This window comes from Streptomyces sp. NPDC003943, from assembly GCF_053605265.1.
The window spans coordinates 1-19515 of sequence record NZ_JBSGIW010000093.1 but is presented as its reverse complement, the minus strand read 5'-3'; the positions used below and the strand labels follow the sequence as shown (position 1 = coordinate 19515).

Sequence of the window (19515 nt, the reverse complement as noted above, 5' to 3'; positions counted from 1 at the left end):
GTGGTGCGAGGGGTGAGGCAGAAGCGGCGGGACGGCCGCGGGAAGAAGCCGGAGCGCTAGACGCAGAGTGCGCGCATCAACAGCTGGGACAGCAACAGCGACAGGAACGCGTCTGGACAGCGCGGCGGAACCCACGGGCGTGGGTCGCGGAGGGCGCTGCGTTCGCTGGCATGCCACCAAAGTGGCCGGAGGGACACCCGACTGTCAACTCAATGACCGATTTGGGGGCTATGTTTCACCTCATCCGGTTACAGTGCGCGGAGAAAGGTTTGTGCACCCCGCGAGCAGGAGACATGGCGCAGCATCCGCCGTCGCAAACACGGTGGAGGTCCTGTGATCAGACTGTGATCCGGATCGCTTCCGTGGCTGGATCGCAACAAGATCCAGGTTTCGGGCGTCCTCCTCCGTGGGCAAGGCGGTGGCGGTCAGGCCGGCGGCATGTGTCACGTTTTTTGCTGATTTGAACACTTTCCGTATACGCTTGGTTCCGCAGAGTGAATACGGGGCCCAATAGCAGATCTCGGCTTGACTCGCACAGAGCACGAACTTGTAATTTCACTCGTGTCGTTCGGCCGGATCGATCCATCCGGAATCGACAACGGCGACATCACGGGGACGCACAGACGGACGAGGGGCGCACATGACCGAGACGTTCCAGGAACTGCTGGTCGAGGACGCGGGCGAGGAACTCGGCTGGCAGGAGCGCGCACTGTGCGCCCAGACCGACCCCGAGTCCTTCTTCCCCGAGAAGGGCGGCTCGACCCGGGAGGCGAAGAAGGTCTGCCTGGCCTGCGAGGTCCGCTCCGAGTGCCTCGAATACGCGCTGCAGAACGACGAGCGCTTCGGCATCTGGGGCGGCCTGTCCGAGCGCGAGCGCCGCCGCCTGAAGAAGGCCGCCGTCTGAGCCGCTCTCCCGGCTGCCGTCCCGGCTGTCGTCCCGGCCGCCGTCTGAATCCGGCCACCCGCCACGAACGCGTGCGGCGACACATACGCAACATACGCAAGACGCATCCACACAACGGTCCGCAACCTGTGCTCCATCCACAGGCGGCGGACCGTTCTCGTGTCAGCCGTTAGTGTGGGCCTCCGTCCGAGACGCACGCACCCACGCCCCCCGCGGGCGACCCCCGGCCGGAGGGCCCGTAGCTCGATGTCCTCAACTCCTGAGTTTCCGCGACACGTCGTCACCGCCGTGCTCGTCGCCCACGACGGCGCCCGCTGGCTGCCGGACGCCCTCGCCGGGCTGCTCGCCCAGGAACGCCCCGTACAGAACGCCGTCGCCGCCGACACCGGCAGCGCCGACGACTCCGCGCGGCTGCTCAGCGACGCACTCGGCGACGACCGCGTCCTGCACCTCGCCCGCCGCACCGGCTTCGGCGCCGCCGTCGAGGAGGCCGCGCGCACCGCGCCCGTCCTCGGGCCCGAGGAGCTCAGCTACCTGAAGCGGCCCAGCAGTTGGGACCCGGTCACCCGCACCTGGCGGGACGAGAACTACGACCTGCCCGAACTCCCGCACGGCGAGCCGGTCCAGTGGCTCTGGCTGCTCCACGACGACTGCGCGCCCGAACCGAGCGCGCTCGCCGAACTCCTCCGCGTCGCCGACAGCGACGAGTACGCGGCCGTCATCGGCCCCAAGCTGCGCGGCTGGTACGACCGCAAGCAGCTGCTCGAAGCCGGCGTCTCCATCGCCCGCAGCGGCCGCCGCTGGACCGGGCTCGACCGCCGCGAGCAGGACCAGGGCCAGCACGACCAGATCCGCTCCGTCCTCTCCGTCTCCAGCGCCGGCATGCTGATCCGGCGCGACGTCTTCGAGGAACTCGGCGGCTTCGACCGCCGGCTGCCCCTCATGCGCGACGACGTCGACCTGTGCTGGCGCGCCCACGCCGCCGGCCACCGCGTCCTCGTCGCTCCCGACGCCGTGCTCCGGCACGCCGAGGCGTCCGCCCGCGAGCGCCGCACCGTCGACTGCGCCGGCCGCTCCGCCGCCAACCCGCACCGCGTCGACAAGGCCGGCGCCGTCTACACGCTGCTCGCCAACAGCCGCGGCGCGACCCTCCCGTACGTCTTTCTCCGGCTCGTCGTCGGCACCGTGCTCCGCACCCTCGGCTATCTCGTCGGCAAGGCCCCCGGCCAGGCCGTCGACGAGGTCATGGGCCTGCTCGCCACGCTGCTCCGCCCGGAGAAGATCCTCGCCGCGCGCCGCCGGCGCAAGAACCCGGCCGTCCCCGCGAGCGAGCTCCGCCCGCTCTTCCCGCCGCCCGGCGCCACCGTCCGTGCCGCCGCCGAGCAGCTCGCCTCCCACTTCGGCGGCTCCGACGCCGACTCCGGCGGCTCCCGGCACGGCGTGGTCGAGTCCGGACCCGGGGGCGACGACGCCGACTTCCTGGAGATCGAGCAGTTCGCCCGGCTGAAGAAGATCGCCCGCAAGCCCGGGCCCGTCCTCTTCGCGCTCCTCCTCGTGATCTCCGTCGTCGCCTGCCGCAACCTCTTCGGCGGCGGCTCCCTCGCCGGCGGCGCCCTGCTGCCCGCGCCCGACACCGTCTCCGGACTCTGGTCGCGGTACGCCGACGGCTGGCACGCCATCGGCACCGGCGGCACCCAGACCGCCCCGCCCTACCTCGCCGTCCTGGCCGCGCTCTCCGCGCTGTTCCTCGGCTCGACGTCCTTCGCGCTGACCCTGCTGCTCGTCTGCTCGGTCCCGCTCGCCGGCTTCACCGCGTACTTCGCCTCCCGCGGCATCGTCGAATCCCGGCTCCTGCGCGCCTGGGCCGCCGTCGCCTACGCCTTCCTGCCCGCCGCCACCGGCGCCCTCGCCGCCGGCCGGCTCGGCACCGCCGTCCTCGCGATCCTGCTTCCGCTCATCGCCCGCGCCGCCGTCTCCTCGTACGGGCTGAACCGGTCCGGCGGCGAGCGCGGCAGCTGGCGCGCCACCTGGGCGTACACCTTCCTCCTCACCTTCGCGATGGCGTTCACGCCGGTCGTCTGGCCGCTCGCGGTCCTCCTCGGCCTGGGCGTGCTCGCGCTCCGCCGCGGCGACATCACCGCGTACGGACTGCGCTTCCTCGCCACCGTCGGCACCCCGGTCCTCGTCCTGGCCCCCTGGTCGCTCTCCCTGCTGACCAGCCCCGCCGCCTTCCTGCGCGAGGCCGGCCTCGACATCCGCACGGGCACCGCCGGCGCGCTCGACCTGCTCGGCACCAGCCCCGGCGGCCCCGGCACCACCAGCGGGCTCGTCCTCCTCGGCCTCGTGCTCGCCGCGCTCGGCGCCCTGCTGCGCGCCGAGCGGGTGCTCGCCGTCCGCGCCGCCTGGGCCGCCGCCCTCGCCGGACTGCTCTTCGCCGTCCTCACCAACGGCGCCGGCGACACCGAGACCGGCTGGGCCGGCCCCGCCACCCTCGTCTACGGCGCCGCGCTGCTCGCCGCCGCCATGATCGGCGCCGAGGGCGGCCGCACCCGCGTCGCCGCCCACGGCTTCGGCTGGCGCCAGCCCGTCGCCGCCCTCGTCGCCCTCGCCTGCGCCCTCGGCCCGGTCGTGGCCGCCGCCGGCTGGATGATCGACGGCGCAGACGGCCCGCTCACCCGCCGCGACCCGGTCCAGGTGCCCGCGTTCGTCGCCGAGGAGAGCGGCACCCGCGACCAGGCCCGCACCCTCGTCCTCGGCGGCAGCTCGCCCGGCGAGGTCGCGTACACCCTGGTCCGCGGCTCCGGCGGCCGCCTCGGCGACGCCGAACTCGCCGCCACCGGCGGCAGCGACCCGCGCCTCGACCAGGTCGTCGCCCACCTCGTGGCCGGCTCCGGAGCCGACCAGACCGAGGAGCTGAGCGGCTTCGCCATCCGCTACGTGCTGGTACGGGACGGGGCGCCGCGCTCGATGAGCCGCGTCCTCGACGCCACCCCGGGCCTCAGCCGGCTCAGCCAGCTCGACGGCAGCGCGCTGTGGCGCGTCGACCGCGAGGTCGCCCGCATCATGATCGTGCCCGGCAGCGAGTCCGGCGCGGACAAGACGGCGGACGCCGAGCCGGCCAAGGCCGTGGCCGTCGCCGCCGGGCCCGTCGAGGCCCACACCAAGCTCCCGGCCGGCCCCGCCGGACGCGTCCTGCGCGTCGCCGACCGCGCCGACAGCGGCTGGACCGCCACCCTCGACGGCAAGGCGCTCAAGCCCGTCACGGTCGACGGCTGGGCCCAGGGCTTCGAACTGCCCGCCGAGGGCGGCCGCCTCGACCTCACCTTCGACGACCCGATCGGCCACACCGCGTGGATCTGGGCCCAGGCCGGCCTCGCGCTCGTCCTCCTCGTCCTCGCCCTGCCCGGCCGCCGCCGCGACATCGACGACGACCTGCCCGACGAGGAGCTCGCCATCCCCGCCCAGGCCGCCGAGGGCGACGGCCGCCGCGCCCGCCGCCTGCGCGCCGCGGCGGAGGCGGAGGCAGCCGCGGAGGCCGCGGAGGCCGGGGAGTTCCCCGTACCCGGGCAGGAGCCGCAGCCGGTCGCGGAGCCCGCGCCCGTACCCGTAGCCGCACCCGTACCGGAACAGCCGGAGTGGGACGGCCAGTACGCCGCCGCGCCCCAGCAGGGCTACTACCAGGATCAGCACCAGGAGCAGTACGCCTACGACCCGTACGCCCAGCAGCAGTACTACGGCGACCAGCAGCAGTACGAGCAGCAGTACGAGCAGCAGCAGTACGACCCGTACGCGCAGCACCAGCAGGAACAGCAGCCGAACGGCTACGACCCGCAGCAGCCGTACGACCCCTACGACCCGTACGGCTACGGGCAGCGTCCCGACGGGAGCAGCAACCAGTGAAGCGCACCACCCTCTCCCTGATCGCGGTCGCCACCGCCCTGGCCGCCGTCACCGGCGTGGCCGTGCTGACCGCCCCCGACGGCACCGCGCCGGTCGCGACCGCGCTGCCGACGCGGCTGCCGGTCGAGCGCGCCGGTCTGCTCTGCCCGGTGCCGAGCACCTCGGAGGTGGCGGAGACGGCGTACACCTCGTACACCCCCGCCGCCACGGGCAAGGGCACGGGACAGACGGCCGGACAGAGCGGCGGACAGACGACCGGCCAGACGGGCGGGCAGAAGGCGGCCAAGGCCGAGCTGAAGCCCGCCACCGCCGCCACCCTCCCCGGCGAGGACGCGTCCTCCGACGACAAGTCGAAGAAGCCCAAGGCGCCCAAGGCCCCGGCGACCGTCACCCAGGCCGGCACCCCGGTCACCGCCGAGGCCGACGGCCCCGACGCGCCCGCCCTGATCGGCACGGCGAGCGGCGCCCTCGCGCCCGGCTGGACCGTCCAGCAGACCACCGTCGTCCCGGCCGGCGGCGCCCGCGGCCTGCTCGGCGTCGGCTGCACCGCCCCCGACACCGACTTCTGGTTCCCGGCCGCGTCCACGGCCAAGGACCGCCAGGACTACGTCCACCTCACCAACCCCGACGACAGCGCGGCCGTCGCCGACATCGAGCTGTACGGCCCCGAGGGCGTCCTGAAGTCCCAGGTCACCGAGGGCATCCCGGTCCCCGCGCACTCCAGCGTCCCGGTGCTGCTGCCCACCCTCACCGCCGACCCGGCCCAGCAGGACGTCACCGTCCACGTGACCACCCGCAGCGGCCGCGTCGGCGCCGTCGTCGGCGTCGCCGACGAGAAGGCCGGCAGCGACTGGCTCCCGGCCTCCGCCGACCCGGCCGGCACCGCCGTCCTGCCCGGCATCCCCGCCGACGCGACCTCGGTCCGGCTCGTGGCGTACGCGCCGGGCGACGACGACGCCGACCTGAAGGTCCAGCTGGTCACCCCGACCGGCACGATCGTCCCGGCCGGCGCCGGCACCCTGCACGTCAAGTCCGGCATGACCGCCGCCGTCGACCTGCCCGACCTCACGCGCGGCGAGCCCGGCTCGCTGCTGCTGACCCCGGCCGACCCGAAGAAGGCCACGCCGGTCGTGGCCGCCCTGAGGGTCGCGCGCGGCAAGGGCGACAAGCAGGAGGTCGCCTTCATCCCGGCCACCGGCGCCATCGAGGGCCGCGCCACCGTCGCCGACAACCGCGCCAAGGGCGCCACCCTCGCCCTGACCGCGCCCGCCGCGAGCGCCGAGGTCCGGATCACCGCCTCGGCCGGCTCCGACGGCGGCACGCCGGTCACCAGGACGGTCACGGTCAAGGGCGGCACCACGCTCTCCATGGACGCGCCCGTCCCCGACGGCCTCAAGGGCTCCTACGCGATCACCGTCGAACACCTCTCGGGCGGCCCGGTGCACGCCTCGCGCACCCTGGCGCTGCCGCAGGACGGCATCCCGATGTTCACGGTCCAGCCGCTCGTCGACGACCGGGGCACGGTGCAGGTGCCGAAGGCGCGTCAGGACCTGACGGTGCTCGACGACTGAGCCCGGCCTCGGGGGACGTGGCCAGTCCTGGCCGTACCGCGGGGAATGAGGGTCAGTCCTGGCCGTACCGCGGGTCGACCGACTCGGGGGACAGGCCGAGGAGGTCGGCCACCTGCTCGACGACGACCTCGTGGACGAGCAGGGCCCGCTCGTCGCGGCTCTTCGAGCGGATCTCGACCGGCCTGCGGTAGACGACCACGCGGGCCGGCTCGTTCTTCTCCGCGGGGATCGAGCCGCCCAGCGGCACGACCGGCTCGCCCGGCACCGCCGGCGGGACCTCCATCACCATGAACTCCACGTCGGCGAGCTGCGGCCAGCGCCGCTCAAGACGCTCCACCGAGTCCAGGACCAGATCGCGGAAGGTGTCCGCTCGGCTCGCGGACAGCGGGACCTGCGGCGGGGCGACCGGCCCCCGCATGCCCCGGCCGTGCCGATCACGGCGCCGCACGCGCGGTACGGGACCGGTGCTGTCCATGCTCTCGGTGGTGTCCGTCACTGACGCAGCGTAACTCTCTCCGGTGGTTCGGGACCGGTGTAAAGCGGCCGGAACGGTGGCGTGCGTCCGTCACCGCTGTCGGAAGCTGTCGGAAGCCGATCGTTCCGGCCGGACAACGGCACGATTCACCAGCCTCCTCGGATCGGCCATCTGGCCGTCCATGACCGGATTTCTCCTCCCGGCTGTCCGGATCCCGCCCCGCCCCGGCCCCCGTATCCAGGCCGTATCCCAGCACTCCCGCAGGTCAGAACGGCCCTCCCGAACGGCCTCGTGGCGGACGTCACACCGCGACACGGTGGAGTGACCTGGGGGAGAGTCGTCGCGGCCCGCTCAAGAGTGCGGTACCGTCCAACGTCGTGAGCCCTGTACGTCGCTGTTCGCGCACCGCGTGCGGCCGCCCTGCCGTCGCGACACTGACGTACGTCTATGCCGACTCGACTGCGGTCCTCGGCCCGCTCGCCACCTACGCCGAGCCCCACTGCTACGACCTGTGCGCCGAGCACAGCGAGCGCCTGACCGCGCCGCGCGGCTGGGAGGTCGTGCGGCTCTCCGACGGCACCGCCCCCACCCGCCCCAGCGGCGACGACCTCGAAGCCCTCGCCAACGCGGTACGGGAGGCGGCCCGCCCCCAGGAACGCGCGGCGGAGGCCGGCGGCAAGGGCGTCCCGGGCGGCCGGAGCGGCGACCCGATGGAGGTCGGCCGCCGGGGACACCTACGGGTGCTCCGTTCCCCCGAAAACTGATCAAGGCCCCCTTCCGGGTAGTTTGGGCCCCGCGAAATCCGCGTCCTCCACGACGCGGGTCGCGCGAGCCGAGACATACCGAGACCTCAGGAGGGTTGGTCCGTGGCTGCTGCTGATCTGTCGCAGATCGTGAAGGCGTACGACGTCCGCGGGGTGGTGCCGGATCAGTGGGACGAGACCCTGGCGGAGCTCTTCGGCGCCGCGTTCGTACGGGTCGTCGACGCCCAGGCCGTCGTCATCGGCCACGACATGCGCCCGTCCTCGCCCGGTCTCGCCGCCGCCTTCGCGCGCGGCGCGGCCCGCCTCGGCGCCGACGTCACCATGATCGGGCTCTGCTCCACCGACCAGCTGTACTTCGCCTCCGGGCAGCTCGGCCTGCCGGGCGCGATGTTCACCGCCTCGCACAACCCGGCCCAGTACAACGGCATCAAGATGTGCCGCGCCGGCGCCGCCCCGGTCGGCCAGGACACCGGCCTCTCCGACATCCGCGCGCTCGCCGAGCAGTGGACGGAGCAGGGCGCGCCCGAGCCGGCCGAGCAGCCGGGCACGGTCACCGAGCGCGACACGCTCAAGGACTACGCGGCCCACCTGCTCTCCCTCGTGGACCTCGCCTCCATCCGCCCGCTCAAGGTCGTCGTCGACGCGGGCAACGGCATGGGCGGCCACACCGTGCCCACCGTCTTCGCGGGCCTGCCGCTCGACGTCGTCCCGATGTACTTCGAGCTCGACGGCACCTTCCCGAACCACGAGGCCAACCCGCTCGACCCGAAGAACATCGTCGACCTCCAGGCCCGCGTCCGCGCCGAGGGCGCCGACCTCGGCCTCGCCTTCGACGGCGACGCCGACCGCTGCTTCGTCGTCGACGAGAACGGCGACCCGGTCTCCCCGTCCGCGATCACCGCCCTCGTCGCGGCGCGCGAGCTCGCCAAGCACGGCGGCAGCGGCACGATCATCCACAACCTGATCACCTCCTGGTCCGTCCCGGAGGTCGTCCGCGAGCACGGCGGAACGCCGGTGCGGACGCGCGTCGGCCACTCCTTCATCAAGGAGGAGATGGCGAAGACCGGCGCCATCTTCGGCGGCGAGCACTCCGCCCACTACTACTTCAAGGACTTCTGGAACGCGGACACCGGCATGCTCGCCGCGCTCCACGTCCTCGCGGCCCTCGGCGGCCAGGACGGCCCGCTCTCCGCCCTGGTCTCCTCCTACGACCGCTACGCCTCCTCCGGCGAGATCAACTCCACCGTCGCCGACCAGTCCGCCAGCCTCACCGCCGTGCGCACCGCCTTCGCCTCCCGCGAGGGCGTCACCCTCGACGACCTCGACGGCCTCACGGTCACCGCCGCCGACTGGTGGTTCAACCTCCGCGCCTCCAACACGGAACCGCTCCTCCGCCTGAACGTGGAGGCCCGCGACGAGGCGACGATGCAGCGCGTACGCGACGAGGCACTGTCCCTGATCCGCGCCTGAGACGCGGGGGGTGAGGGTGGGGGCGACCGCCGCCCTCCGGCTTCGCCTGGGCGTTGCCCTGTCCCCGCCCTCGGGCTTGCGCGGGGCGTTGCCCCGCCCCTGGCCCTGCCTTCCGCCCCCGCCGGGTGCTCGCCGCCCCACCCTCCCTCGTGTGGGCAACCGTCCCGCATGAGGGTCCCCCCAGGGCGAAGCCCCAGGGGGAGGGACGGGTGGGCACACGGGTCGGCGCCCTTGCGGCCGCGTTCCGCTCCTGGGCCTACGCCGCCCACGCGCACGCCGCGCTCACCGGGCCGGGGCGCCCGGTGGACCTCCCCCGACGCGCCGCGCCCTCGGGCACGCCGCGCCGGCGACGCGCACAACCCGTCGCCCCCCGTTTCCCGCTCCGCCCACGCCCCGCCCCCTCTCCGCCACGAAAGACCCGCAACGTAACCAGCGGCGCCCCGCCCCGCATCAAGGGCGCCGCCCGCGGCCCGGCGGTAGGCTGACCTGGCCCGAAGACCGTCCGTACCGTTCCCCGAAGGGACCGCCCATGCCGCTCGAAGCCGGCCTCCTGGAGATCCTGGCCTGCCCGGCCTGCCACGCCCCGCTGAACGACCGTTCCGCGGAGGAGACCCCGGAGCTCGTCTGCACCTCCGCCGACTGCGGTCTCGCGTACCCGGTCCGCGACGGCATCCCGGTCCTGCTCGTCGACGAGGCCCGTCGCCCCGAGTAACCCGTACGCCCGTACGCCGTACGGGACACGCGCGCCGTACGGGACACGACGCCGTAGGCGACACGCGCGCCGTTGGCGACCCGTACGCGGCCCGTACACGACCCGTACGACGGGGAAGCCTCTGAAGAGGAGACCTCGACGAGGAGACCTCTGGGGGCGGTCCCCCCAGGGGCAACCCTCGGGGGACAGACCACGCGGCACCCCGGCCGACCACCGGCCGAGGGTCCGCCACCGACGACCGGAGGCCCGCCACATGCTCGACGAGACCCTCCTCGACGCACCGGAAGCCCTCGCCCTCGCCGACCACCGCGGCCTGCTCCGCGGCGCCGCCGAGGCGGGCGCGCGGGTACGGACCGCCGCCCGGCACGCCGCCGAGGCCGGCATCGCGGAGCTCCGCCCGGACGGCCGTCCCCGCGCGGTCCTGGTCGCGGGCCCCGGCACCGCCGCCGCCGGTGTCGCCGATCTGGTCGGTGCCCTCGCGGGCGCGGCCGCACCGGTGATCCGGCTGCAGCCGACGGGCGTCGCCGCGGCCGCCGGCGCACTGCGCTGGGCGCTGCCCGGCTGGGCGGGCTCGGTCGACCTCCTCCTCGTGCCGACGACCGACGGCTCCGAGCCGGGCCTCACCCTCCTCGTCGAACAGGCGTACCGCCGCGGCATCACCGTCGTCGCCGTCGCCCCGAAGGGCTCCCCGCTCGCCGAGTCCATGGGCGGCTCCCGCGGTCTGTTCGTGCCGCTGGCGATGGCCCCGCACGAGGCGCCGGACGAGTACGGCGAGTCGCTGGCCGCGAGCCCGGGCGCGCTGTGGGCCCTGTTCACGCCGCTGCTCGCGCTGCTCGACCGGGTCGGCCTCCTGGAGGCACCGCCGGACGCGCTGGAGCAGGTCGCCGAACGCCTGGACCGGATGGCGGAGCGCTGCGGCCCGGCCATCGCCACGTACAGCAACCCGGCGAAGACCCTCGCCGCCGAGCTCGCCGACACCCTGCCGCTCGTCTGGACCGAGGGCGAGGCGGCGGGACCGGCCGGCCGCCGGTTCGCCGCGATCCTCGCCGAGCTGGCCGGCCTGCCCGCGCTCGCCGCCGAGCTGCCGGAGGCGCTGCCCGCCCACGGCATGCTGCTGACCGGCGACTACGCGGCCGGGTCCGACCCCGACGACTTCTTCCGCGACCGCGTCGACGAGCCGCAGGCCCTGCACACCCGGGTCGTGCTGCTGCGCGACCGGCCCGGCGAGGGCAACGCGCTCAGCGCCGCGCCCGCCGCCCGCGAACTCGCCCTCGGCCACGACACGGCCATCAGCGAGGTGGAGCCGGAAGAGGGCAACGCGCTGGAGAACCTCGCCGAGCTCATCGCCGTCACCGACTTCGCCGCCGTGTACCTGTCCCTCGCCTCCTCGGGCCTCCCCACCGAGTAACCGCAGCACAGCACGCATGACACCCCGACGCGCGAAGCCACCACGCACCACGGCCGCGCGCCGCCCCCGCACGCCCTGAGCCGTACGCACACACGCCACTGCCCCCAGACCCATCACCGCCCAGCCACACCACCGCCCCCCACCACCACCCCCACGTCCATCACCGCACCCACCGCACTGAAAAGAGCTGGAAGCCCCATGGACCGCCTCGTCAACACCGTGCGCCCCTACGCCTGGGGTTCCACGACGGCCATCCCGGAACTGCTCGGCGTCGCCCCGACCGGCGAGCCCCAGGCCGAGATGTGGATGGGGGCCCACCCCGGCGCCCCCTCCCGCACCGGCCGCGGTCCCCTCAACGAGCTCATCGACGCCGACCCCGTACGCGAACTCGGCCCGGCCACCGTCGAGAAGTTCGGCCCGCGCCTCCCGTTCCTCTTCAAGATCCTCGCCGCCGGTGCCCCGCTCTCCCTCCAGGTCCACCCCGACCTCGACCAGGCGCGCGCCGGTTTCGCCGCCGAGGAGGCCGCGGGCCTGCCGGTCGACGACCCGCGGCGCAACTACAGGGACGCCAACCACAAGCCCGAACTCATCTGCGCGCTCACCGAGTTCCACGGCCTGTGCGGCTTCCGTGACCCCGTCGAGGCCGCCGACACGATGGCCGCGCTCGGCGTGGACTCGCTCAAGCCGTACGTCGACGTGCTGCACGCCCACCCCGAGGAGGCCGCCCTCCGCGAGGTCCTCACCGCGCTGCTCACCGCCGACCACGCCGAGATCGCCCACACCGTCGCCGAGGCCGCGCACGCCGCCGCCCGCCTGGGCGGCGCCCACGCCCCGTACGCCCGGATCGCCCACCACTACCCGAGCGACCCCGGCGTCCTCGCCGCCATGCTGCTCAACCCGGTCACGCTCCAGCCGGGCGAGGCGCTGTTCCTGGGCGCGGGCGTGCCGCACGCCTACATCGAGGGCCTCGGCCTGGAGATCATGGCCAACTCGGACAACGTGCTGCGCTGCGGGCTCACCCCCAAGCACGTCGACGTCCCCGAACTGCTGCGGGTCGTCCGCTTCGAGCCGGGCGAACCGGGCATCCTGCGCCCGGAGGCGTCGGTGACGGGCGAGGAGCTGTACGACACCCCGATCGACGAGTTCCGGCTCTCCCGTTACGTACGGGCCGAGGGCGCCGCCCCGACCGACCTCACCGCCCGGACCCCGCAGGTCCTGCTCGCGACCGCCGGCCGCCCGGCCGTGGGCGACGCGGTCCTCGCGCCGGGCGAGTCCGTGTTCGTACCGGCGGGCGAAAAGACCGAACTGTCCGGTACGGGAACGGTTTTCCGTGCCACTGTGGTGGCCTGATGCAACAATGACCGGCCGTACCACCGTGGTAACAGCGCGCGCGGTACGGCCGGAGCATCGACGAAGGGAAGACGGAGACCCATGAGCGCGTCAGGCGGAACCAAGGCGATCGTGGCGGCACTCGCGGCCAATCTCGCGATCGCCGCGGCCAAGTTCGTGGCCTACATCTTCAGCGGTTCGTCCTCGATGCTCGCCGAGGCCGTCCACTCGCTGGCCGACTCCGGCAACCAGGGCCTGCTCCTCCTCGGCGGCAAGCGCGCCCAGCGCGAGGCCACCCCGCAGCACCCGTTCGGCTACGGCCGCGAGCGCTACATCTACGCCTTCCTCGTCTCCATCGTGCTGTTTTCGGTCGGTGGCATGTTCGCCGTCTACGAGGGCTACGAGAAGATCAAGCACCCGCACCCGATCGAGGCCTGGTACTGGCCGGTCGGCGTCCTCGTCTTCGCGATCATCGCGGAGTCCTTCTCCTTCCGCACCGCGATCAAGGAGTCGAACGAGCTGCGCGGCAACCAGTCCTGGACGGACTTCGTCCGCCGGGCGAAGGCCCCCGAGCTGCCCGTCGTCCTCCTGGAGGACTTCGGCGCCCTGATCGGTCTCGTGCTCGCCCTCGGCGGCGTCGGCCTGGCGCTGGCCACCGACAACGGCGTTTGGGACGGCATCGGCACCGTCTGCATCGGTGTCCTCCTCGTCCTCATCGCGCTCGTCCTCGCCGCCGAGACCAAGTCGCTGCTGCTCGGCGAGGCCGCGGGCACCGAAGAGGTGAAGAAGATCGAGGACGCGATCGTCGACGGCGCGACGGTCACCCGCCTCATCCACATGCGCACGCTCCACCTCGGCCCCGAGGAGCTGCTCGTCGCGGCCAAGATCGCCGTCCGCCACGACGACACCGCCGCCGAGGTCGCCCGCGCCATCGACGCGGCCGAGGTCCGCATCCGCGAGGCCGTCCCGATCGCCCGGGTCATCTACCTGGAGCCCGACATCTACAGCGAGAAGGCGGCGCAGGCGAAGAGCGCCTGACCGCGTGGCGAAGGGCCCCGGACCGATCTCGGTCCGGGGCCCTTCGCCCTGTCCGGCGTCCGGCGTCCGCTGTCCGCTGTCCGGCTATCCGCTGTCCGTCAGACGCGTCCGCCAGTGGCGTCCGTCAGACGCGTACGTACGGAGGGGCCGGAGGCACCACGGTGCGCCGCGCCCGCCCGGCCAGCCACCCACCGAGCCCGAGCCCGGCCCCGACGAGCAGCACCACGCCGCCGCCGAAGGCCCCGGCGATGGCGCCGAACGCACCCACCGGACTGTCCGCGACCCGCTCCTTCACCGCCGAGACGGGGACCGTCCCGCCCGGCGACGTGTCCTGGTGGTAGCGCGAGTCCAGCGAGTTGCCCCGGTTGTCGCCGAGCAGGAACACCCGCCCCGCCGGCACCTTCACGTCGATCGGCGGCGCGCCACCGATCGGGTCGCCGTGGAAGACGTACGGCTCCGGCAGCGGCTTCCCGTTGACGTACACCGCCCGCTCGTCGGACGTCACCCGGTCCCCGCCGACCCCGATCACCCGCTTCACCGACAGCCCCTCGCGGATGCCCCACTCGGGCACGGAGACGAGGACGACGTCCCCGCGCCGTACCTCCGACGGCTCGATCCGCTCGGCGAAGAGCCGGTCTCCTGACGTGTACGTCGGCCGCATCGAGTCGCTCGGCACCGTGTGGCCGGGATACGCGCTCCGCAGCCACAGGCCCCCGGCGACCAGCAGCGCACCCAGCGGCACCAGCACCCACCCCGCGACCCGCAGTCCTCGCCCTGGTCTCATCACTCAGCCTCCCGTCCCTCCCGCACGAATCCGGGCCGCACCCTATCCACGCGCCCCGCGGCCGGTACGGGCAGAGGGGCGCGAACCCTTTGTCGAGCCCCGATCCGGCCAGACTCCGGCCAGTCGTCGACCGGTCTCCGGGCCGGGCGGACTGTGGGCCGCTGCGCCGATCGGTGTAGATTCGTGACCAGCCAGACGTCGCTGCTGATGGCGGTCGGGCGGTCCGTACACGGGTCGGCCGAGGGAGAGAGGGCCTCCGACGACTGCACCGCGGGAGCACCCGGGCATTCGTATGCCCGCGTCGCCCCACAGCCGCGGTGCCAGGCGCCCACTCGACCCTCGAACCCGAAAACACGAGGAGCAGCTCCAGTCATGACGACTGCCGCCACGCAGGACTTCAAGGTCGCCGACCTGTCCCTGGCCGAGTTCGGCCGCAAGGAGATCACCCTCGCCGAGCACGAGATGCCCGGCCTGATGTCGATCCGCCGCGAGTACGCCGAGCAGCAGCCGCTCGCCGGCGCCCGCATCACCGGCTCCCTGCACATGACCGTGCAGACCGCCGTCCTCATCGAGACCCTGGTCGCCCTCGGCGCCGAGGTCCGCTGGGCCTCCTGCAACATCTTCTCCACCCAGGACCACGCCGCCGCGGCCATCGCCGTCGGCCCGAACGGCACCGCGGACAACCCGCAGGGCGTCCCGGTCTTCGCCTGGAAGGGCGAGACGCTGGAGGAGTACTGGTGGTGCACCGAGCAGGCCCTCACCTGGCCGAACTCGCCCAGCGGCGGCCCGAACATGATCCTCGACGACGGTGGTGACGCCACCCTCCTCGTCCACAAGGGCGTCGAGTTCGAGAAGGCCGGCTCCGCCCCGGACCCGTCCACCGCGGACAGCGAGGAGTACGGCTACATCCTCCGCCTCCTCAACCGCACCCTCTCCGAGAACCCGCAGAAGTGGACCCAGCTGGCGTCCGACATCCGCGGCGTGACGGAGGAGACCACCACCGGTGTCCACCGCCTCTACGAGATGCAGCAGGCCGGCTCCCTGCTCTTCCCGGCGATCAACGTGAACGACGCCGTCACCAAGTCGAAGTTCGACAACAAGTACGGCTGCCGCCACTCCCTCATCGACGGCATCAACCGCGCCACCGACGTCCTCATCGGCGGCAAGACCGCCGTCGTCTGCGGCTACGGCGACGTCGGCAAGGGCTGCGCCGAGTCCCTCCGCGGCCAGGGCGCCCGCGTCATCGTCACCGAGATCGACCCCATCTGCGCCCTCCAGGCCGCGATGGACGGCTACCAGGTGACGACGCTCGAGGACGTCGTCGAGACCGCCGACATCTTCATCACCACCACGGGCAACAAGGACATCATCATGGCGTCCGACATCGCCCGCATGAAGCACCAGGCGATCGTCGGCAACATCGGCCACTTCGACAACGAGATCGACATGGCCGGCCTGGCCGCGATCCCGGGCATCGTCAAGGACGAGGTCAAGCCGCAGGTCCACACCTGGACCTTCCCCGACGGCAAGGTCGTCATCGTGCTGTCCGAGGGCCGCCTGCTCAACCTGGGCAACGCGACCGGCCACCCGTCCTTCGTGATGTCGAACTCCTTCGCGGACCAGACCCTGGCCCAGATCGAGCTCTTCGCCAAGACCGCCGAGTACCCGGTCGGCGTCTACACGCTGCCGAAGCACCTCGACGAGAAGGTCGCCCGCCTCCACCTCGACGCCCTCGGCGTCAAGCTGACGACCCTCCGCCCGGAGCAGGCCGCGTACATCGGCGTCTCGGTCGAGGGCCCGTTCAAGCCGGACCACTACCGCTACTGATCCCACGACCGGCGGGTGACAGCCCCGGGTGAAAGCCCACTGACACCCGCCCGTCGCAGGACCCCGTGACGGAAGAAGGCAGGCCCCCGCACCCCCGTGCCGGGGGCCTGCCTCGTCTCTCCGCGACAGCTGCTCGCGGAACCCGCTCGCAGCACCCGTCGCGACAACCGCTCGTGATCACCGCTCGCGACGACCACTCGCAGATCCGGCTCACAGCACTCGCTCGCAGCACCCGCTCGCGACTACCGCTCCAGGAAGCACCCCGAGGACCCATGCCCCGCGGCCGCTATTCGCTCCATGATCCGCACGATCACACCCCCCTCGGTGAAGAGCACTTCAACTGCGCGCCCGGACCCTCGGGCTGGCGCTACGTCTCACAGCTCACCAACCCCTCCGGCGAGCCCACCGGCTCCGTCGACCTGGCCGTCGACGAACTGGGCCGCCCCATCCGCCTCGAACTCCACGCCGCGCACTGGCAAGTCCGCGGCGCCGCCCTCGACGGCGTCACCTGGGTCCGTACCGACCCCACCGGAACCCACGCCACCGAAGGCAATGTGCGCGCCCACGCCTTCACCGGCACGTCCCCGGCATTCCTCGTCGCGATCTCCCGACTCCTGCGCCTCACCCCCGATTCCCCGGAGACCCGCGTCCGGCTCGTCGCCTTCACGGATCCCGTCCTCGCCCCCCTGACGGTCGACCAGTCCTGGGCCCTGGTGAACAGTGAAGCGCACGCCACTGACAACGGCCCCCTGATCGTGGACGAGTACCAGGTCAGCGCCCTGGACACGGGGGAGCGGCACACCGTTCACATCGCCGGCGACGTGGTCCTCGCCGCCCCCGGCATCGAACTCGAAGAGCTCGACACCCCGCCGAACGTCCTCTGAGCTCAGGCGGGCGGCGCGAACCCGGTCGCGGGCCGCTCGGGAGCGACGGGAGCCTGGACGGCCGGGGCCGCCTGAACGACCGGAGACTCGCCGACCGGAGCCTGAACGACAGGCGGTGAGACAGGCGCCGGAGACGTGAGGGCAGGGGAGAGCGGGCCAGGAGCCGGAGCAGCAGCCCCCTCCACCCCCGCAGGCCGGCCCGCCGGCGGCGCGAACACCCGCCGCGAGTCCCGCGCCTGCCGCTCGGCCACCACACCCGCCAGATACGCGGCGGCCGGCACTCCCGGCGGCGGAGGTGTCCCCGTCCGCGCCACCAGTTCGTCCGCGAGCCGCTCCGCCAACCGCTGCCCGATCGCCGGGTCGAGCTGCCGCATCCGCGTCAGGTACTGACGTATCTCCAACCACAGCGCGTCCGGCACGGCCGACAGATCGAGCCCCGCGAACCGCCCCACCAGCCACGGCGGCGGAGGCGGCACAGCCAGGCCCGCCGCCGGCGCCACCCGTTCCCGGACCACCAGCGTTCCCGCGAACACGTCGCCGAGCCGCCGCCCCCGCTCCGACACCAGCGACGCGATGCACGCGACCGCCCCGAAGGTCATCAGGATCTCCACGACCCCCATCGCCCCGCGCATCAGTGCGTGCCGGAACCGGATCGGCCCGCCGTCGTCCCGCACCACCCGCAGCCCGCACGCCAGCTTCCCCAGCGACCGCCCGTGCGACAGCGTCTCCACCGCGATCGGCGCCCCGACCAGGACCAGCAGGAACAACACGATGGACAGGGCCGTCACCGCCGCCTCGTCCAGCGACGCCGTGGCTACCGCGAGCCCCAGGCCGATCAGCAGATACGCGGCCCACACCGCGACCAGGTCGATCAGCAGCGCCAGCGCCCGGCTCGGCAGCCGCGCCGGCTGCAGCCCCAGATAGACGGCATCCCCCGTCACCACCCCGCTCACGGCGCCCACCCTTCTTCACCCAGTCGAACCCCGTCCGAACGCCAGTCTGCCAAGCTGACCCGCAGCGCGCCGCAGTAGTCAGAACCCGTACTGCGCCTCCGTACACCCCGTACGACCCGTATGCACCCGTGCCTGGAGCAGCAGCCGATCATGGACCTCGACGTCTTTGTCACCGCCCACCGAGCCGAGTGGGACCGCCTCGACCACCTGCTCCGCCGCGGCCGCAGGCTCACCGGCGCCGAGGCCGACGAACTCGTCGCCCTCTACCAGCGCACCGCCACCCACCTCTCCCTCATCCAGTCCAGCGCGCCCGACCCGATGCTCACGGCCCGGCTCACCCAGCTCGTCGCCCGCGCCCGCGCCACGGTCACCGGTACCCGCCGCGCCTCCTGGCGGGACGCGGTCACCTTCCTCACCGCGGGGTTCCCGGCCGCCGTCTACCGCTCGCGCCACTGGTGGATCCCGACCGCCGTCCTCTCCACGCTCCTCGCGGCCCTGATCGGCTGGTGGATCGGCACCCACCCCGAGGTCCAGTCCGCTCTCGGCGCCTCCGCCGAGCTGCGCGAGATGACCCGCCCCGGCGGCCAGTACGAGACCTACTACTCCAGCCACCCGGCGGCGTCCTTCTCCGCCCAGGTCTGGACGAACAACGCCCAGGCCGCCGCCACCTGCCTCGTCCTCGGCGCCTTCCTCGGCATCCCGGTGCTGATGATCCTCTTCGCCAACATGCTGAACCTGGGCGTCGGCCTGGGACTGATGGCCTCCGCCGGCCGCCTCGACGTCTTCCTCGGCCTGGTCCTTCCGCACGGCCTCCTGGAACTCACCGCCGTCTTCGTCGCCGCCGGCACCGGCCTCCGTCTCGGCTGGACCCTCATCGACCCGGGGCCCACCACCCGCCGCGCGGCCCTAGCCCAGCAGGGCCGCGCCGCCATCGGCATGGCCATCGGCCTCGCCCTGGTCCTCTTCGTCTCCGGCCTCATCGAAGGCTTCGTCACGCCCTCCGATCTGCCCACGTGGGCGCGTATCGGCATCGGGATCGCCGCTGAGCTGGCATTTCTCGCGTACGTCTACGTCCTCGGCGGCCGAGCGGCCCGCGCCGGCGACACGGGCGACGTGGAGGAAGCCGACCGCACCGCCGAGCTCCCCACCGCCGCCTGATGTGCGGAGCACCCCGCTGACCTGCTAGTCTCCTCTTCGCCCACGAAACCTGTTGACACGGGTGGCGTGGGGAGGTAGATTCAAACGGTTGCCCGGGAAGCTGGACAAGCTCCTGGCGGCCGAGATAGAATCTCTCTTGCTCCGGTTGGAGCCATCCCGATTCCTTATCCGAATCACGAAGTCGCCGATTGGGTCGACGGAAATGAATCTGATAAAGTCGGAATGCGCCGGAAGGCCCCGAAAGAACGACGAAAGTCGAAAGGGACCGGAAAGCACCGAGGAAATCGGATCGGAAAGATCTGATAGAGTCGGAAACGAAGGAAGCGCCCGGAGGAAAG

The 19515-nt window shown here is 73.0% G+C and carries 15 protein-coding genes; 12 read left to right on the top strand and 3 right to left on the bottom strand.

What is annotated here, in order from left to right; genetic code table 11:
- Positions 1-640: 640 nt before the first annotated feature.
- From ACWEV0_RS29700 to ACWEV0_RS29690, 3 genes are all read left to right on the top strand, one after another.
- Positions 641-904, top strand: a complete 264-nt coding sequence (locus ACWEV0_RS29700) for a WhiB family transcriptional regulator (RefSeq protein WP_389215982.1) — start codon at positions 641-643, stop codon at positions 902-904.
- Between the two features lie 246 nt (positions 905-1150).
- Positions 1151-4804, top strand: coding sequence for a glycosyltransferase family 2 protein (locus ACWEV0_RS29695; RefSeq protein WP_453152716.1), 3654 nt, complete (start codon positions 1151-1153; stop codon positions 4802-4804).
- Positions 4801-6375: a DUF5719 family protein gene (locus ACWEV0_RS29690; protein WP_453152715.1), complete on the top strand. Its 1575-nt coding sequence runs from the start codon at positions 4801-4803 to the stop codon at positions 6373-6375. Before ACWEV0_RS29695 ends, ACWEV0_RS29690 begins: the two co-directional genes overlap by 4 nt.
- A gap of 52 nt (positions 6376-6427) precedes the next feature.
- Here ACWEV0_RS29690 and ACWEV0_RS29685 read toward each other — a convergent pair whose 3' ends face one another.
- Entirely contained in the window at positions 6428-6850 is a 423-nt protein-coding gene (locus ACWEV0_RS29685; protein ID WP_453152727.1) for a metallopeptidase family protein, read from the bottom strand.
- A 326-nt stretch (positions 6851-7176) separates the two neighbouring features.
- On the opposite strand from ACWEV0_RS29685, the gene ACWEV0_RS29680 reads away from it, so the two are divergent.
- The 6 genes from ACWEV0_RS29680 (at position 7177) to ACWEV0_RS29655 (ending at position 13571) form a co-directional block, all read left to right on the top strand.
- Positions 7177-7614, top strand: coding sequence for a DUF3499 domain-containing protein (locus ACWEV0_RS29680; protein ID WP_403801794.1), 438 nt, complete (start codon positions 7177-7179; stop codon positions 7612-7614).
- Positions 7615-7716: 102 nt separating this feature from the next.
- Positions 7717-9084 carry a phosphomannomutase/phosphoglucomutase gene (locus ACWEV0_RS29675; protein ID WP_453152714.1) on the top strand — a complete coding sequence of 456 codons (1368 nt, stop codon included), beginning with the start codon at positions 7717-7719 and terminating at the stop codon, positions 9082-9084.
- A gap of 529 nt (positions 9085-9613) precedes the next feature.
- Complete coding sequence (locus tag ACWEV0_RS29670) at positions 9614-9796, top strand: Trm112 family protein (RefSeq protein ID WP_356077011.1); 183 nt, start codon at positions 9614-9616, stop codon at positions 9794-9796.
- Positions 9797-10049: 253 nt separating this feature from the next.
- Positions 10050-11204, top strand: a complete 1155-nt coding sequence (locus tag ACWEV0_RS29665) for an SIS domain-containing protein (RefSeq protein WP_453152712.1) — start codon at positions 10050-10052, stop codon at positions 11202-11204.
- 198 nt (positions 11205-11402) lie between these two features.
- Complete coding sequence (manA, locus tag ACWEV0_RS29660) at positions 11403-12554, top strand: mannose-6-phosphate isomerase, class I (protein WP_453152711.1); 1152 nt, start codon at positions 11403-11405, stop codon at positions 12552-12554.
- Between the two features lie 81 nt (positions 12555-12635).
- Entirely contained in the window at positions 12636-13571 is a 936-nt protein-coding gene (locus ACWEV0_RS29655; RefSeq protein WP_453152710.1) for a cation diffusion facilitator family transporter, read from the top strand.
- Positions 13572-13695: 124 nt separating this feature from the next.
- Here the strand turns inward: ACWEV0_RS29655 and lepB are convergent, their stop codons facing one another.
- Complete coding sequence (gene lepB / locus ACWEV0_RS29650) at positions 13696-14355, bottom strand: signal peptidase I (RefSeq protein WP_453152709.1); 660 nt, start codon at positions 14353-14355, stop codon at positions 13696-13698.
- A gap of 372 nt (positions 14356-14727) precedes the next feature.
- Between lepB and ahcY the strand changes: the two genes are divergently transcribed.
- Positions 14728-16182 carry an adenosylhomocysteinase gene (ahcY, locus tag ACWEV0_RS29645; protein WP_453152708.1) on the top strand — a complete coding sequence of 485 codons (1455 nt, stop codon included), beginning with the start codon at positions 14728-14730 and terminating at the stop codon, positions 16180-16182.
- Between the two features lie 272 nt (positions 16183-16454).
- On the top strand, positions 16455-17066 hold the full coding sequence (locus tag ACWEV0_RS29640; RefSeq protein ID WP_453152707.1) for a hypothetical protein: 612 nt from the start codon (positions 16455-16457) through the stop codon (positions 17064-17066).
- Positions 17067-17068: 2 nt separating this feature from the next.
- Here the strand turns inward: ACWEV0_RS29640 and ACWEV0_RS29635 are convergent, their stop codons facing one another.
- Positions 17069-18019: an RDD family protein gene (locus ACWEV0_RS29635; protein WP_453152706.1), complete on the bottom strand. Its 951-nt coding sequence runs from the start codon at positions 18017-18019 to the stop codon at positions 17069-17071.
- Between the two features lie 150 nt (positions 18020-18169).
- Here ACWEV0_RS29635 and ACWEV0_RS29630 point away from each other — a divergent pair, with 150 nt between their 5' ends.
- On the top strand, positions 18170-19177 hold the full coding sequence (locus ACWEV0_RS29630) for a stage II sporulation protein M (protein ID WP_453152726.1): 1008 nt from the start codon (positions 18170-18172) through the stop codon (positions 19175-19177).
- Positions 19178-19515 lie beyond the last annotated feature (338 nt).